We start from the raw sequence: 14,695 nt of genomic DNA, 5'->3' as shown, positions 1-14,695 counted from the left end.
ACGAACTATCTGGAGGAGCGGTGAAATGAGAGAGAAGGTGGCGGTATGCGAAGTCGGGCCGCGCGACGGCCTGCAGATGGCGCACGAAATCATGCCGACGGCGCTGAAGACGCGCTGGATCGCGGCAATCGCGCAGGCGGGCGTCGGCGAAATCGAAGTCGGGAGTTTCGTGCCGCCCAAGCTCGTGCCGCAGATGGCGGACACGGAAGCGATCGTGAAAGCGGCGCTGCAACAGCCGGGCTTGCGCGTCATGGCGCTGGTGCCCAATCTGCGCGGTGCGCAGGCAGCGTATGCGGCGGGCGCGCATGGCGTCGGCGTGCCTGTTTCGGTGAGCGAGGGCCACAGCCGGTCGAACACGCGCAAGGGCACGATGGAACAGGTCGCGGAAGTGCGCCGCATCGTCGAATGGGTGAGGGAACAGGATCGGCCGATGGCGATCGAGCCCGGCTGCGCGACCGCGTTCGGTTGCGCGATCGACGGCGTCATTCCGCTGGAGAAAGTGATCGAAACAGCCGTGGCGCTGGCCGAAGCAGGCGTCGATGCCGTCGCGCTGGCCGATACGGTCGGCTACGGCAATCCTGCGCAAGTGCGAAAGATGGTCAGGGCGGTGCGCGCCGAAATCGGCGACAAGCTGACCAAGCTGCATCTGCACGACACCATGGGGCTCGGGCTCGCGAATGCGCTCGCAGGACTCGAAGAGGGCATTCGCTCTTTCGATTCGGCGCTGGCGGGCCTCGGCGGCTGCCCGTTCGCGCCGGGCGCGTCGGGCAACATCGTCACCGAGGATCTCGTGTTCATGCTGGAGAGCATGGGCTTCGACACGGGCATCGACCTGCAAAGGCTGATCGCCGCGCGCGAGCTGCTGCATGAAGGCGTGCCCGCCGAGCCGATGTACGGACAGGTGCCCAAGGCGGGCATCCCCAAGACGTACCGGGCGCGGGCGCCCGTTCACGCGTAGCGAGCGCGTGAGACTGCGTATGGCTACTGGCATCACCGGATTGTGAGCGCTCAGGCATTCGATTATCTTGTCGGTCACTGTGCCCCCGTACGGCGCCCTTGCGCCGGCAAGGAGATCGAGGTGCAACGCAACCGACAAGACGGCGCAGCGGCCCTCGCGCACGCGCCCGGCGATTACCTGACGCGCGCCGAAACGCTCGCGCTCCTGCAGATCAAGCTGCAAACGCTGTATGCCTATGTCAGCCGCGGCTGGATACGCAGTGTGCCGCAAGGCGACAAGGGACGTCGCCTGTACGCGCGCCAGGACGTCGAGCGCATGAAGTCGCGCGCCGATGCGCGCAGCGGTCATGCTCCCGTTGCTGCGGCCGCGATGCGCTGGGGCGAGCCGATCATTTCCAGCACGCTCACGGAGATCACCGCGCAAGGGCCGCGCTATCGCGGCGTGGCGGCGCTCGACATGGCCCGCGACGGGCAGACGTTCGAAGCCGTCGTGAAAGCGCTGTGGAATACGGGCGACGACATCACGTTGTCCTGGCAACCGTGCGCGCGCACGCTGCGTTTCGCCGACGCATGGCCGGGCACGGCGGGCTTGCAGCCCCGGCGTGAACTCGTGCGCTTCTTCGCCGATATCGCGTTGCGCTTCGGCAGCGAGCATCTGCGCGGCGTGCGCTCGTCCGATGTGCAGTTCGTCGCGGCGAGCCGCATGATCGCGACGATGGCGCATTGTCTCGGCCATCTGCGACGGCCGCACGACGGCGCGGCGGCAACGTCCGCTCGCAAACGGGGCGGCGGGCTGTCCGCGACGCTGCTTGCCGTGCTGGGCGGGACGGTCTCGCCGCAACACATTGCCGCGCTCGATGCGGCCCTCGTGCTGTGCGCCGATCACGAGCTCGCGCAGGCAACCTTCGTCGCGCGCATCGCCGCATCGGCGGGCGCCGATGTCGGCGAATGCGTGGCGGCGGCGATCCTCACGCAAACGGGGCTCACGTCCGCGCGCTCGTACGAAGCCACCGAAGACCTGCTGCGCGCATGCAAGACGGTCGCTCAGGCGCAACGGCTCTTCGAAGAGCACTATGCAGCGCATCGAAATCTGCCGGGCTTCAATCATCCGCTGTACCCGGACGGCGATCCGCGCGCCCGTTATCTGATCGACGTCGTGCGACGGCTTGCGGGCCGTCATCCGTCCGTCGAGCCGCTGTTTGCGGCGCTCGACATTGCCGCGAAGCACGGCTGTCTGCCGAGCCTCGAAATCGGCCTGACGTTGCTCACGATTGCATTGGGCCTGCCGCCGCGCAGCGCATTCGCGTTGTTCATCATCAGTCGCTCGGCGGGATGGGTTGCGCATATCGTCGAGCAGCGCACGTCCGGCGCGCTGATCCGTCCGCGCGCCGATTATCTGCAGACGTGTCCCGCTTCTTCGAATAGCGCAGAAGACGTGCTGCCCGTCGATGGCGCGATGCTCGCGGCGGAATCTCATACCTGATTGCATCCCCGCTTGCATTTCCGCTTGCGATCCCTGATCGCGCCGTCGTCAAACGACGCATGAATGAACGGCCCCGCGAGGGCCGTTTTTGTTGCATGCGCCACAGCGCCGATGGGCAATAGTCGCGTGCCGCTCGCGTCGACTCTCAAACAAAGCGACGTTGATTCAACGATCAAGTATTGTGGGCCATCGTGCGCGTCACTAGACTGGGCGCTACTTCTATTGAAAGGGAATCGCAGCCTGGCGGGTGGACGGAAGCGCCGCGTGTCACGAAACGTGATTGCCCGGTGCTCGCGATCACTGTGTCTCGCATTCGAATAATTAGTATCCCGACATTCATGCCTGCAACGATGCAGGCTCGACCATAGCGACCATTGAAACAGGCCGCACAGGAGGAAGACACGATGAGCACCCCGAACAGGGCGATCGGCGCGGATGTCGTCGGCTCGCCTGAAATAGCGGACTATTTGTCACGTCCCGTCACCGCCGGCACCGTGACCGCCCGCTTCGACCGTCTGCCGATGACGGCCACCATGTGGAAGCTGCTCACGCTCGTCGCGCTGGGCGGATTCTTCGAGCTTTACGACGTGTATTTCGCGGGCTACATCGCACCGGGCCTGTTTCACTCGGGCATTCTCACGCCCACCACGCCGACCTTCTTCGCGATGAACGGCCTTGCGGGTTTTCTTGCATCGCTGTTCGTCGGTCTGTTCATCGGGACGATCGTCTTCGGCAGTCTCGCGGACCGCTTCGGCCGGCGCCGCGTGTTTGCCGCGTCGATGCTGTGGTACTGCGTCGCGACCATCGTCATCGCGTTTCAGGACACGGCGCTCGGCCTCAACGTATGGCGTCTCATCTGCGGCATCGGCGTGGGCGTGCAGTACGTGACAATCGACTCTTACGTGTCGGAGCTGACGCCTCGTCACGCGCGCGGGATGGCCTTCGGACTCGTGTACGGCGTCGCGCAGATCTGCGCGCCGTTGATCGCGTTCCTCGCATGGGTGCTCGTGCCGATCGCACCGCTCGGCTTCGACGGCTGGCGCTGGGTGATCGCGCTCGGCTCGGCGGGCGCGCTGCTGGTCTGGTATCTGCAACTGCGTCTGCCGGAGTCGCCTCGCTGGCTCGCGCAAAAAGGGCGCGTCGACGAAGCCGAGCGAGTGATGCGGATGATCGAAGCGCGCGTGCGCAACGAATACGGCAAGGAGCTGCCCGCTCCCGTTGAAACATCGGAAGCGGATGAGCAGAAGGGCACGCTGCGCGAAGCGTTCAGCCCGCAATATCGCAGCCGCACGTTGATGCTCGTCGTCGTGAACTTCTTCCAGACCATCGGCTATTACGGCTTCGTCAGCTGGATTCCGACGCTGCTCATCGCGAAGGGCATCATGGTGACGCGCAGCCTCGAATACACGTTCCTGATCGTGCTGCTTTATCCCATCGCGCCGTTCATCGTCATGCTGGTCGCGGACCGTTTCGAGCGTAAATGGCAACTCGTCTGGAGCGCGATATCGGTGGCGGTGATCGGCGTGATCTTCTCGATGTTGAAGGCGCCAGGCTGGCTGATCGCCGTCGGCATCGTGCAGACGCTGGTGGTGAACTGGCTCTCGACGATCGTGCACACGTACCAGGCCGAATTGTTCCCGACCCGCATGCGCGCCGGCGCCGTGGGCTTCGTCTACTCGTGGAGCCGGCTGTCGTCGATCTTCGTTGGCTTCTTCATCGCGTTCTTCCTGCGCGAGTTCGGCGTCGGCGGAGTGTTCGCCTTCATCGGCGGCGCAATGACGATCGTCGTGCTCGCGGTCGCGCTGTTCGGGCCGCGCACCACGGGTCTTGCACTCGACGACATCGCTCGATGAATACGCGAGGGGGTGGCCACAGCGCTATCCCCTCGAGTGCGTCTACGCATTCCGCCACGATCAGCGATGTCTCGCCCGAACAGCGCCGCCGCATGCATCGCACGACGATTCTCGACGAGTCGGCGGCGGCATCGGGCGTGTTCGCGTGACCGGCTGAAGCGTTAGTGCCGTTCAGTCGCGCGACTGAACGGCACTTTGAGTTGCGGTGCACAGCCGTTTGCCCAACTCTTCGCGCCAATTTTCCGCAGCGGCCCGTCGCGCGCGCTAACTCATGATCGGCGTCATCGCGGTTTCGATCCGCGACGCCTGGTTGCGGGTAATCATGCTGCCGAGCGCATGACTGAAGCGCGGCTCCTGCACACCGGAAACGATATATTGCCACCTGTACGCGCCAAGCAGACCCGCATGCACGGACTCCTTTTCGGTCATCGGCAGAGGCCGTCCGCAGATCATTGCAAAGTAGTCGGCATCAGCGCGAGCCTGCGTTTGCAGCATGCCGTCGACGGCAGCGACCAGTTCGATCAGCTCGTCGACTGCCTTGTCGCGCTCTTCAGGCGAAAGCCGGGCGTCTTCGCGTTGCCATTCGAGTTCGTCGAGGATGGCGTGCTGCGATTCCTCGCGCCAATGGTAGAGAAAGACGTCTCTCCACAGCTCGGATGAGTTCGAGTCGCCGTCGATGCTGCCGCGATAGTGCGCGAGCACGAAGAGCTCGATGTGACAGGTCAGCGCGAGCACGGCCCAGGTGGATTTCGAAAGAACGAACGAGGCCACGCTGTTGGCTTCCGGCAAGAACGCATAGCCGGCGGGCATGCCTTCGGCGCACATGCGTTCGATGCGGCGAAACAGTTCCTGATGTTTGATTTCCTCGTCGCTGAACCGGACGAGCGCTTCGAGGGCGTTCTGGTCGCCGAGGCGGTACGGACCGCTCATCTCCAGTACCTTGGCCGCAATGAAGCGTTCGACGAGGCCGAACATGTTTGCATACGTGCGGCCCTGGATCTGACTGAGCATGCGCTGTTCGTCGGGGCCAAGGAAGGCGAGGGAATCGACCTTCGACAGCGCGTCGGGCAGGAATTTCTTCGAGAAATCGAAAGATCGGCCGCGAATCACGTCGCGGTCGATGTCCCAGCGGACGCGTTTCGATGCAGCGATACATTTTGCGTAGCGGCTCGCGTCGAGCTGGTTCACATCGGTGGTAATTTCCATTGAAACATCTCCTTCAATTGCGATTCATCGATACTCACCGTGCCGATGCCGCCGGGATGCCCCGTTCGAATGGGTCAGCCACCTTGGCCGAGCCGCATCGTCACGATCCAACTATCGTTGCCGGACGTCATCGATCCGTGAACAGCGCGCGGGGCCGCGTGAAATCGCCGTAAAAAATGAAGGGACGGGCCTGTGCGAAGTCCGGGCGCGCGATGCGTGAATATCGTGCGCCGCGAAGTAAACTGTTTGTAGGGCAACGCTTCATCTTTCGCACGTTATGACCGGGCTCACGATCGAAGTCCTTGGAGGCTTGCACATCCGCCTTGCTGGGGAGCGCGTGCCGCTGGACTTTCCGACGAAGAAGAGCAAGGCGATCCTGGCCTACCTCGCCTTGTCGCCGGGCATGTTGCGTTCGCGCGAGCAACTGGCAAGCGTGTTCTGGGAACGCAGCGCCGAAGAGCAGGCGAGAGCGAGCTTGCGGCAGACGCTGTCGAGCCTGCGCCGGATGTTGTCGAATGCCGCGCCGCTGTTGAAGACGGCGCCGGACGCGATATGGCTCGACGCCCATCTTGTTGAAGTCGACGCATTGCAATTCACGCACTTCTCGGGCGAGCGGTCTGCCGATTCACTGGCAAAGGCTGTCGCGCTCTATCGGGGCGCACTGCTCGATGGCTTTGGTCTGCGCGAAGAACCGTTCGAACAGTGGATGACCGTCGAGCGCCGCTGGTTTCACGAGCGCGCAGTGGAAGTGTTCGCCGAGCTCGTCGCTCTTTACGAGCAATCCGGCGCATCCAGTCACGCAATAGAGGTGGCAAGCAGAATTCTGGCATTGGACCCGTTGCTGGAGTGGGCGCATGCGGCGCTCATGAGGCTGTATGCGAGGGCAGGGCGCCGGGATGCTGCCATGCGTCAATATCAGGAATGCGTCCGCGTGCTCAATGCCGAACTCGGCATGGTTCCCACGGACGGGACTCGACGTCTCGCTGCTGACATCCAGCAGGATGGCTACAGCGTGCCCGCCGCGTCGCGTGTGATTACCGGGGTGCACGCAGCGCAGCCTGGCGCCGCGTCGCGCGACGTGCATGAAGCCGTCAATGCGGCGATATCGCCGGCGGAGCGCAAACCGTTGAGCGTGCTCTGCACGCGGGTGCGGGAGCCGAATGGCGACATGGACACCGAGCTCGCGTTGGAACGGGTCGACGCTGTGCTGAAGACAATGGTCGACGCCGTCCACCGGTTCGGCGGCCTCACGACGCAGCTTCGAAGCGATGGCGTGACGGCGCTGTTCGGGGCGCCCGTCTCGCAGGAGGACCACGCGGTACGGGCGTGCTATGCCGCGCTCGCGATGCGCGAAGCGATGCCAGCGGTCGTCGGACGGCCTCTTGACGTGCGGATCGGCATCCATTCCGGCGATGCCGTGGTCCGGACGATCGGGAGCGACCGGGCGCAGCACTACGACGCGCTAGGCGCCGTACCGCAACTGGCGAACCTGATCGATTCCGTCCTGTCCGTCGATGAGATCGGCGTGAGCGCCGATACCGTGCGGTGCGCCGAAGGATTCATCGAACTCGCGGATCGCCGGGGGCGAGTGCTTCCGGGCGCGGTGCCCTCCGTCGAGATCTTCATACTACGCGCGAGGTCCGGGCTGCGGCTTCGTTGGGACGCCCGGGCGGCACGCGGTCTTTCGCGGTTTGTCGGCCGCGACACGGAAATGGCCGGTTTGCAGGGGCTGCTCGAGCGTGCCGCACGCGGCACAGGGCAAGTGTGCGCGATCGTCGGGGAAGCGGGGGTGGGCAAGTCCCGTCTGGTGCACGAGTTTGTCAGCGCTGCACGCGCGTCCGGGTGGACGACACTCGAAACGGGTACGAGCTCGCACGACAATAGTGCAATCTATCTTCCCGTCGCCGAGCTGCTGCGGACGTGGTTCGGCATCGGCGAGCGCGACACGCTGGCTGAAGCGGCTGACAGGCTGCGCCTGGGCATCGGGGCCGTCGACGATGAACTTGCCGTGACGCGTCCCGCGCTGGCCGCGCTGCTGGACTTGCCGCCTGACGATCCGCAGTGGGAGATGGCGAGTCCGCCGCAAAAGCGCAAGCGCACGCTCGAAGCCGTCGCTTCTCTCGTGATCCGTGCAAGTGAGTACCATCCGCTGGTCGTCGTCGTCGAGGATCTGCATTGGAACGACGATGGCACGCAAGCTGTGCTCGATCATCTCGTCGATTGCATTGGCGCAGCGCGCGTATTGCTGCTCGTCACGCATCGGCCCGAATATCGGCACGCGTGGTTCGGCAAGAGCTATTTCTCGCAGCTTCATCTGGACAGTCTTGCCGCCGAAAACGCTGACCTGCTGCTGCGCTCGCTGCTCGGCGACGACGTCGGGGTGTTGGCGCTTCGCAGACGGCTGATCGAGCGCACGGGCCGCACGCCGCTGTTCCTCGAAGAGTCGGTCCGCGCTCTGGTCGACGCCGGTGCGCTGGTTGGTCAGACGGGTGCCTACCAGATGGTTCGAACCATCGACACGTTCGAGATCCCATCGACTGTGCACGCCGTCCTTGCATCGCGTATCGATCGACTGTCCGCGCAGCAAAAAGCCTTGCTGCAGATGGCAGCCGTGATCGGGCAGGAGTTCGCAGTCGATCTGCTGCAGCCGGTGGCCCAACTCGAACGCGAACGGCTGCTCGATCTGCTGGGCGAGTTGCAGGCGGCGGAACTGCTCTATCAGACGCGCTTGCTGCCGCATCAGCAGTACACGTTCAAGCATGCGCTTACGCATCGTGTCGCTTATGCAAGCGTGCTCAAAGAGCGGCGGCGATCGGTGCACGTGCAGCTCGTGGAGGTGATCGAGCGGCTTCACGCGCAACGTCTCGACGAGCATGTCGAGCGCCTCGCGCATCACGCGCTTGCGGGCGAGCTGTGGGAGAAGGCCGTTGATTACCTGTACCGCTCGGCGTGCAAGGCGCTGCAGCGATCCGCGTATCAGCAGACGGTCGAGTACCTGAACCGGGGACTCGACATCATCCGGATTTTGCCACGCACGCCGGCGCTGCTCAGGCATGAACTCGAGTATCAAAAGGTCCTGGGCGTGACGATGATGGCGGCGAAGGGTTGGGCCGCCAAAGAAGTGCTTGACGCGTATACGCAGGCACGTTTGCTATGCGAAGAGCTAGGTGACGAGAGCGAATTGTTCACCGTATTGCGAGGCGAAGGACAATACCGGATGATCCGGGGCGAGTCGGAAATCGCCCGTGAACTCGGCAACCGCTGCGCCGCACTAACGGCGGACTCGCGCGACCACGCGATGCGCATCGAAACGCATCATCTGTTCTGGACGAACAGCTTTTTTATGGGGGAATACGCCGCGGCCGGGTTCCATTGTGCAAAGGGAATCGCACTATACGAGCGCGAGCGGGATCATGCGCTGACATTCAAGTACTCCGGGCATGATCCGGGTGTGTGCTGTCGATGCTTCACCGCGCTCGTGCAGTGCCTGCGCGGCTATCCGGACAAGTCGCTGTCGATTTCCGACGAGACGCTTGAACTCGCGCGCGCACTCGATCATCCGCTGACGACGGCGCTCGCATACTGGACGCGCAGCTTCGCGCATATCCTGCGTGGCGAGCCGGAACTGGCGAGGCAGTGGGCGGCACGGGAGATCGCGGTATGCGAGGAATACGCGTTGCCCTTGCTGCTGTCACAGGGGACATTTCAACTGGGCTGGGCGTTGGCGCAATCCGGCGACCTCGACGAAGGCATCGAACGGATGCGTGAGGGCATTGCGGCAATCAGCGCAACAGGTGCGGAAATGGGCTTGCCGTACTTCAACGCGCTGCTTGGCGAAGCGCTTGGCCGGGCCGGCAAACGGGAGGCGGGGCTCGTCGAGATCGACCGGGCGCTCGCGGCTGTGGATGCGCATGGCGGGCGCTTCCAGCTCTCCGAGATGCTGCGGCTCAAAGGCGAATTGCTCGCAGCCCGGCAGACCGCGCGAGGCGAAGAAGGGCTCACGTTCATCCGCGAAGCGGTCGTGATTGCACAAAGACAGGGCGCGTGCTTTCCGGGTCTTCGTGCTGCGATCAGCCTTGCACGCCAGCTGGCATCGACGGGCGACCAGGACAATGCCTGCGCCGTGCTGCAGCCCGCCTGCGAAGCCATGAGTGAGGGAAGCGGACTGACCGATGTGCGTGCGGCGCGGGCACTGCTCGCCGAACTCGGGAACCGGTAGCAGCGCAATCGCGTGCATGGAAGCGATAAGCGATGCGAATTCGAACTGCGGTTATGCTTGTCGACGACGGAATCTACATGGACCCAAACCGCTTCTGATCTACCGGAAAAATGCGATTCAGCAAGCCGGCGCGCATCCGACCATCGACGGTGAATGCGTGTCCTGGCGCTCGTAGCGCCCCGCAATTTCAAAGGAGATAACCTATGCCCCCTCTGACAAGCACGCGGTCGTTCCCGACCGATTTTCGGACGCAGGATATTCAGACGAACGGAACGACCTTGTCCGTTCGCGTCGGCGGCAAGGGTCCCGCCGTCGTGCTGTTGCATGGCTATGCCGAGACGGGTGATATGTGGAGCCGATGGCCGTCGATCTCGCGCAGGACCATCGGGTGATCGTGCCGGACTTGCGCGGCCTGGGCCTCTCCTCGAAACCTGCTGACGGCTATGACAAGAAGACTCAGGCTGCCGATATGACGGGCGTGCTCGCTGCACTTGGCGTGGATCAGATCGATCTCGTTGCACATGACATCGGAACATGGTCGCTTTCCAGTTCGCTGCGCAGCATCCGGAGCGGATCAGACGGTTGGTGCTGATCGATGCACCCATCCCGGGAATCGGCCCGTGGGACGACATCTTGAAGAGCCCAATGCTTTGGCATTTCCGTTTTGGCGGGCCTGACATGGAGCGACTTGTCGCCGGTCGCGAGCGCATCTATCTCGACCGCTTCTGGAACGAATTCTCCGCCGATCCCGCGAGGTTCGATGAGGGAGCAAGGGTCCATTACTCCGCACTCTATGCGTTACCTGGCGCCATACGCGCCGGCTTCGCGCAATTCGCGGCCTTCGATCAGGATGCGGACGATAACCGCGCATGGCTCGCCACGGGCGCGCGGCTGCGGATGCCCGTGCTGGCCGTCGGGGGCGAGAAGTCTTTCGGCACCACCATGGCCGTGGTGATGCGGTCCGCTGCCGACGACGTGCGAGAGAGCGTGATACCGGACTCAGGCCATTGGGTGATGGAGGAAAACCCACAAGCGACGATCGCCCTGGTTCGCGGTTTTCTTGCGGATGGCTGACTCTATCGCCGTAATCCAGGCTTTGAACCGGTTTCCACAATTGTCCGGACGACCTTGAGCGAGGTACGCGGAGGCGTTGCGCGTGCCGCTCCACGATATTCGTCTGTTGCTCTTCGGTCCGCTCAAGCGACACGGCCTGGCTACCAACAACTGTCCTGGCCGGCCGACCATGATGATTGTCGGTAGTGCTGCCGGTTCACCGTGGCGCCATTACGCGAAGCACCGGACGCCCATCGACGTTCTTCAGCGGGAAATAGACGCGATGCGTCGATGGATCGACGCCAACCACGTGCGCGTTCGGCCCGATGCTGCCCTCTCCGGTCTTCGACACGATCGATGACCCGACAGCGAACATCGATACGATGCCGGCTTCACCTGCCACGAAGAGCGTGCCGCGACCGGGATCGAATGCGAGTACGTCGGGACCGTCACCGACGTCCACACATAGAGTGCGTCATGCATGAGCATGCCGTAGCGCAGCTGTTCGTGATCATCTGCAAAGGTGCGCGATAACCCGATGGAAATTGCGTAAAGGCCCGCTGACTCTGACGCGAGATCGACGCACGCGCCGGCGGCAGCCGTGTTGCGCAGGAACGTACGACGTGTTGCCATGTTGCTGTCCTCGCAGGTACGCGCACGCGCGTGCGGTCAAATGGCGTGCGAATGGATGAGCGGATACACAGCAAGTCCGATGAGCGCAGCAGCGATGACGATGACCGGCTCCTGCAGCTTCCTGAAGCGCCACAGCAGCATCGCGGTCGCGAGTGCGAGCAGAATAGTCGGCCAGTCGACGATGGAGCGCCGCGCAATGACGATCACCGAACCGGTAATCGCGCCGACGGCTGCCGCGGTGATCCCGTCGACAAAGGCCTTGACGGCGGGCAGCTTGCCGTATTTCTTGAAGTACGGCGCCGGCAGCACCGTGAAGAGATAGCAGGGCAGGAAGGTGCCGAGCGCCGCCGTGCAGGCGCCCGCAAGCCCTGCGACCAGGTAGCCGATGAAGCCAACCGTGATCACGACCGGCCCCGGCGTAATCATCGCGACGGCCACGGCATCGACGAATTGCCTGTCGTTGAGCCAGTGATGCTCGGTGACAACGCCGCCGTAGAGGAACGGAACGATTGCCAGGCCCGAGCCAAACACGAAAGCACCAGCCTTCGTGAAGAACAGTCCGATCTGGCCGAGCAATGGCCAATCAAGACCGCTGAACACGCCGCTTGCGACTGGCAACTGTGCTGCGGCTGCATTCAGGCCGCCCTTGCTCAACCATTTCGGCGGAGCAACGACAAAGCAGTTGATGAGGCCGCCCGCAATGAAAAGCCACGCGATCTCCGATTCGGTGATGACGGTCACAGCGGCGAGTGTCAGGTAGATCGCCCTGAGGAGCCTGTTCTTGCCGATGGTCTTCGTCGTGAGCTTGTACGCGCTCATTGCAATGATCCCGACGACAGCGGCGCCCACGCCATAGAACGCGGCCTGCATCCATGAGAGTCCGCCAAAGTGGGCGTAGGCCCAGCCAAGGCCGACCACCATCAGGAATGACGGCAGCACGAAGGCGATACCGGCGAGCGTCGCACCGACGATGTGATAGTGCACATGGCCCATATAGATGCCGAGCTGTGCAGCCAGTGGTCCGGGCATCATCTGCGCGAGCGCCAGTCCTTGGCGGTAGTCCGACTCGCTGATCCATTTGCGCTGCTCGACGAGATCGCGATGCATGTAGCCGACGAGCGCCACAGGTCCGCCGAATCCGAACGCGCCCAGCCGCAACATGTACCGGACCAGCTGACCCAGTGTGTAGCCCGGTGCCGTCACGATCGTCGCGTTCATGGACGTCCCCTGACGTCGACGCTTTTCGCAGCCGACGCAAAGTGCGTGTAGAGCGAATCGAGCACACGACCCATTTCATCGAGCAGTTGATCGTCGTCTGCCGCGCGCTCCCTTGCCCCGGCCATCACGGCTTCGAAGCCGATGGCCTCGGGAACGGGTGCGCCGCCAACGTCGAGCGCATGGACCATCTCGCCAAGCCGAAGTAGCGCAAGGTCCCCGTCGAGACCGAAGCTCACGACCAGCACCTCGAACGTCACGCGTTCGCCGACATGGGTGAAGGCCGCACCGTCGAAGTCGAAGCCGAGCGCGTTGGCCGGGCAGGCGCCGGGTGACGTGAGCCAGATGAAATGCGCATCGCGATCGATGAATCGCCGGATCAGCCAGGCGCTCGCAACGCGATCAACCCACATGTGTTGCCGCGTGGCCCAGGCGCGCCCCTGATAGTCGCCGACTGACAGGCTGCGGATGAGTCGTTCGGCGGAATGGGGTTCGCCGGGCGACAGCACGGTATCGACCAGACCGATGAAGTCTTGCCACGCTGCTTCGGCGCGCGTCGCCGCGTCGCCCGGAAAGTAGTCGATCGCGGCGATGGTTTCGTAGTCTTTGCGCAGTTTCCGGAGCAGCTTTGTCAGATCAGCCGCCGACTGGCCCGACACCGTCTTGCGCGCGTCCTTCAGAGCGCGCATGAATTCGGCATGGTCTTCGCTGCGGTCGAAAAGCGCCCGGAATTCCGCTTCCTGCGCGGCATCGAGGCTCGGTGCACGAAGCAGATACGCAGTGCCGCCACTACCCGAAATGGCGCTCGCCAGTTCGCGCAGCATCTGCTCGCGCTCTTCCGTGTGAGGCAGTAGATAGATGCCGTCGCGCAGCACCGCACATCCCTTCGCCTTCAGCGTTCGCCAGAAGCGCATGCGCGCCGTCGCGTTTTCGGTTGGAAGCGTGAGAACCAGCAGGGACCAGACAGTCGATGTGCTCATGTAGCGTAAACTATGCACATGTAGCGCACTCTACAAGCCTTTTTTGTGCTCGTTCCAGGCAGTCGTTTTATCGGAAAGAACGTACAAAGGGGAAGCGGCTGCAACGGCTAGTGCCCGTGCGAGAGCCGGGCATGTGACGGAGTTCGGCCACCATCCGGCGGCTTTGGCTTACCCTTGTCGGAGTTCCCAAACGCCGGCCGGTGGCGTGTTGCGCCAGATGACACGCCGCCAGCGCCAGGTGAGGCTCGTCGGGACATCGAATGGAGTTCTAGGCTGATAGGTGAACTGCACGAGGCTGCGCGCGACGTTCTGCATGAGAAACCTCGCCAGAATCACAGTCGTCGGGCGAATAACCTCCTTGGGCAACGAGCGAAACGGCAGCGCCGAGACAATCAGCGCGCGCTCCGGCAATGAATCCAGAATCTGCGCGCATTCGTGAAAGCGGCCAGCCACAACTTCGATGCCGGGATGTCGCGCGGCAAGCTTGCCAGCCAGGGCCGGGTCCAGTTCGAAGGCTATCAGCCTTGCAGAAGGGTTGCGCTCGATAAGCGCATCGGTAATGACGCCCGTGCCGGCGCCAAGTTCAATGATCGTATCGAACTGGTCGGCCGGCTGCGCCATTGCGCGCGCCAGGTACGGAGAAGATGGAGCGATCGCGCCGACGGCGGCGGGGTTTTTCAGCCAGTGTTTGATGAAGTGGATGTTCACGAAGTTAGAGACTACACGTCTACGCAGGACAGGACAGGGATAGCGTCCGGATCTGGACGCAGCGCCACAGTCGCAATCAGCATGCCTGCTATGTCTGGTCAAATGTGCGATTGAACGGCATCGATTTTCGCCATGTAAATCAAGGGGTGGCCATGACCCTTCTGCTGCTCGATGAGTTCGACGACCGCCTGAAGTCGCGCATCGGCGGGCGCAGTGCCGACGGAATGGATGGCGGGCTTCTCCCGGAGCCCGTCGTGAAACGCGACTTTCCACTGGCTCGGCGACAGTTCAAGCGAAACCGCCAGAATCGTACCATCGGCTAGAACGCGATCTGTATTCATCACACCCTCCGTTGAGGAAGTTACGGCCCTTTCATGCTAGACCGGCG

At 63.3% G+C, this 14,695-nt stretch carries 10 protein-coding genes and 3 pseudogenes; 6 read left to right on the top strand and 7 right to left on the bottom strand.

Going from position 1 to position 14,695, the window contains the following annotated elements; translation table 11 throughout:
* The first annotated feature begins 25 nt into the window (after positions 1–25).
* From GCT13_RS28960 to GCT13_RS48580, 4 genes are all read left to right on the top strand, one after another.
* Positions 26–958 carry a hydroxymethylglutaryl-CoA lyase gene (locus GCT13_RS28960; protein ID WP_152763904.1) on the top strand — a complete coding sequence of 311 codons (933 nt, stop codon included), beginning with the start codon at positions 26–28 and terminating at the stop codon, positions 956–958.
* A 120-nt stretch (positions 959–1,078) separates the two neighbouring features.
* Positions 1,079–2,440, top strand: coding sequence for a citrate synthase (locus GCT13_RS28955; RefSeq protein ID WP_321574686.1), 1,362 nt, complete (start codon positions 1,079–1,081; stop codon positions 2,438–2,440).
* A gap of 404 nt (positions 2,441–2,844) precedes the next feature.
* Positions 2,845–4,293, top strand: coding sequence for an MFS transporter (locus GCT13_RS28950; protein ID WP_152763901.1), 1,449 nt, complete (start codon positions 2,845–2,847; stop codon positions 4,291–4,293).
* Positions 4,290–4,442 (top strand): hypothetical protein, encoded by a 153-nt coding sequence (locus tag GCT13_RS48580; RefSeq protein WP_193727785.1) that lies wholly within the window; start codon positions 4,290–4,292, stop codon positions 4,440–4,442. Before GCT13_RS28950 ends, GCT13_RS48580 begins: the two co-directional genes overlap by 4 nt.
* Positions 4,443–4,557: 115 nt before the next feature.
* Here GCT13_RS48580 and GCT13_RS28945 read toward each other — a convergent pair whose 3' ends face one another.
* Positions 4,558–5,499, bottom strand: a complete 942-nt coding sequence (locus GCT13_RS28945; protein ID WP_152763899.1) for a hypothetical protein — start codon at positions 5,497–5,499, stop codon at positions 4,558–4,560.
* Positions 5,500–5,776: 277 nt separating this feature from the next.
* Here GCT13_RS28945 and GCT13_RS28940 point away from each other — a divergent pair, with 277 nt between their 5' ends.
* Both GCT13_RS28940 and GCT13_RS28935 read left to right on the top strand, forming a co-directional pair.
* A complete protein-coding gene (locus GCT13_RS28940) occupies positions 5,777–9,718 on the top strand; it encodes an AAA family ATPase (RefSeq protein ID WP_152763897.1) in 3,942 nt (1,313 codons plus the stop codon).
* Positions 9,719–9,921: 203 nt separating this feature from the next.
* Positions 9,922–10,792 (top strand): annotated as a pseudogene (locus tag GCT13_RS28935) (alpha/beta fold hydrolase).
* 196 nt (positions 10,793–10,988) lie between these two features.
* On the opposite strand, the pseudogene GCT13_RS28930 reads toward GCT13_RS28935, so the two are convergent.
* The 6 genes and pseudogenes from GCT13_RS28930 to GCT13_RS28905 form a co-directional block, all read right to left on the bottom strand.
* Positions 10,989–11,231, bottom strand: a pseudogene (locus tag GCT13_RS28930) (hypothetical protein); the annotation flags it as partial.
* Positions 11,231–11,353: pseudogene (locus tag GCT13_RS28925) on the bottom strand (chromate resistance protein ChrB domain-containing protein); the annotation flags it as partial. The pseudogenes GCT13_RS28930 and GCT13_RS28925, both read right to left, overlap by 1 nt.
* A gap of 87 nt (positions 11,354–11,440) precedes the next feature.
* The gene (locus GCT13_RS28920) at positions 11,441–12,622 is read right to left on the bottom strand and encodes a chromate transporter (protein ID WP_152763895.1); all 1,182 of its coding nucleotides are present in this window, start codon (positions 12,620–12,622) and stop codon (positions 11,441–11,443) included.
* Positions 12,619–13,599, bottom strand: coding sequence for a chromate resistance protein ChrB domain-containing protein (locus GCT13_RS28915; RefSeq protein WP_152763893.1), 981 nt, complete (start codon positions 13,597–13,599; stop codon positions 12,619–12,621). Before GCT13_RS28915 ends, GCT13_RS28920 begins: the two co-directional genes overlap by 4 nt.
* 168 nt (positions 13,600–13,767) lie before the next feature.
* Positions 13,768–14,307 carry a class I SAM-dependent methyltransferase gene (locus GCT13_RS28910; RefSeq protein ID WP_321574685.1) on the bottom strand — a complete coding sequence of 180 codons (540 nt, stop codon included), beginning with the start codon at positions 14,305–14,307 and terminating at the stop codon, positions 13,768–13,770.
* Positions 14,308–14,405: 98 nt separating this feature from the next.
* Positions 14,406–14,648 (bottom strand): hypothetical protein, encoded by a 243-nt coding sequence (locus tag GCT13_RS28905; RefSeq protein ID WP_193727784.1) that lies wholly within the window; start codon positions 14,646–14,648, stop codon positions 14,406–14,408.
* Positions 14,649–14,695 lie beyond the last annotated feature (47 nt).

The organism is Paraburkholderia franconis (assembly GCF_009362735.1).
GTDB lineage: Bacteria > Pseudomonadota > Gammaproteobacteria > Burkholderiales > Burkholderiaceae > Paraburkholderia > Paraburkholderia franconis.
This window is presented reverse-complemented; position numbering and strand designations above follow the sequence as displayed.

Bases quoted from the DNA above. Each gene is read 5' to 3' on its own strand.
- GCT13_RS28905 (WP_193727784.1), bottom strand. From the start codon at position 14,648: ATGAATACAGATCGCGTTCTAGCCGATGGTACGATTCTGGCGGTTTCG.
- GCT13_RS28960 (WP_152763904.1), top strand. From the start codon at position 26: ATGAGAGAGAAGGTGGCGGTATGCGAAGTCGGGCCGCGCGACGGCCTG.
- GCT13_RS28945 (WP_152763899.1), bottom strand. From the start codon at position 5,499: ATGGAAATTACCACCGATGTGAACCAGCTCGACGCGAGCCGCTACGCA.
- GCT13_RS28940 (WP_152763897.1), top strand. From the start codon at position 5,777: ATGACCGGGCTCACGATCGAAGTCCTTGGAGGCTTGCACATCCGCCTT.
- GCT13_RS28920 (WP_152763895.1), bottom strand. From the start codon at position 12,622: ATGAACGCGACGATCGTGACGGCACCGGGCTACACACTGGGTCAGCTG.
- GCT13_RS28950 (WP_152763901.1), top strand. From the start codon at position 2,845: ATGAGCACCCCGAACAGGGCGATCGGCGCGGATGTCGTCGGCTCGCCT.
- GCT13_RS48580 (WP_193727785.1), top strand. From the start codon at position 4,290: ATGAATACGCGAGGGGGTGGCCACAGCGCTATCCCCTCGAGTGCGTCT.
- GCT13_RS28915 (WP_152763893.1), bottom strand. From the start codon at position 13,599: ATGAGCACATCGACTGTCTGGTCCCTGCTGGTTCTCACGCTTCCAACC.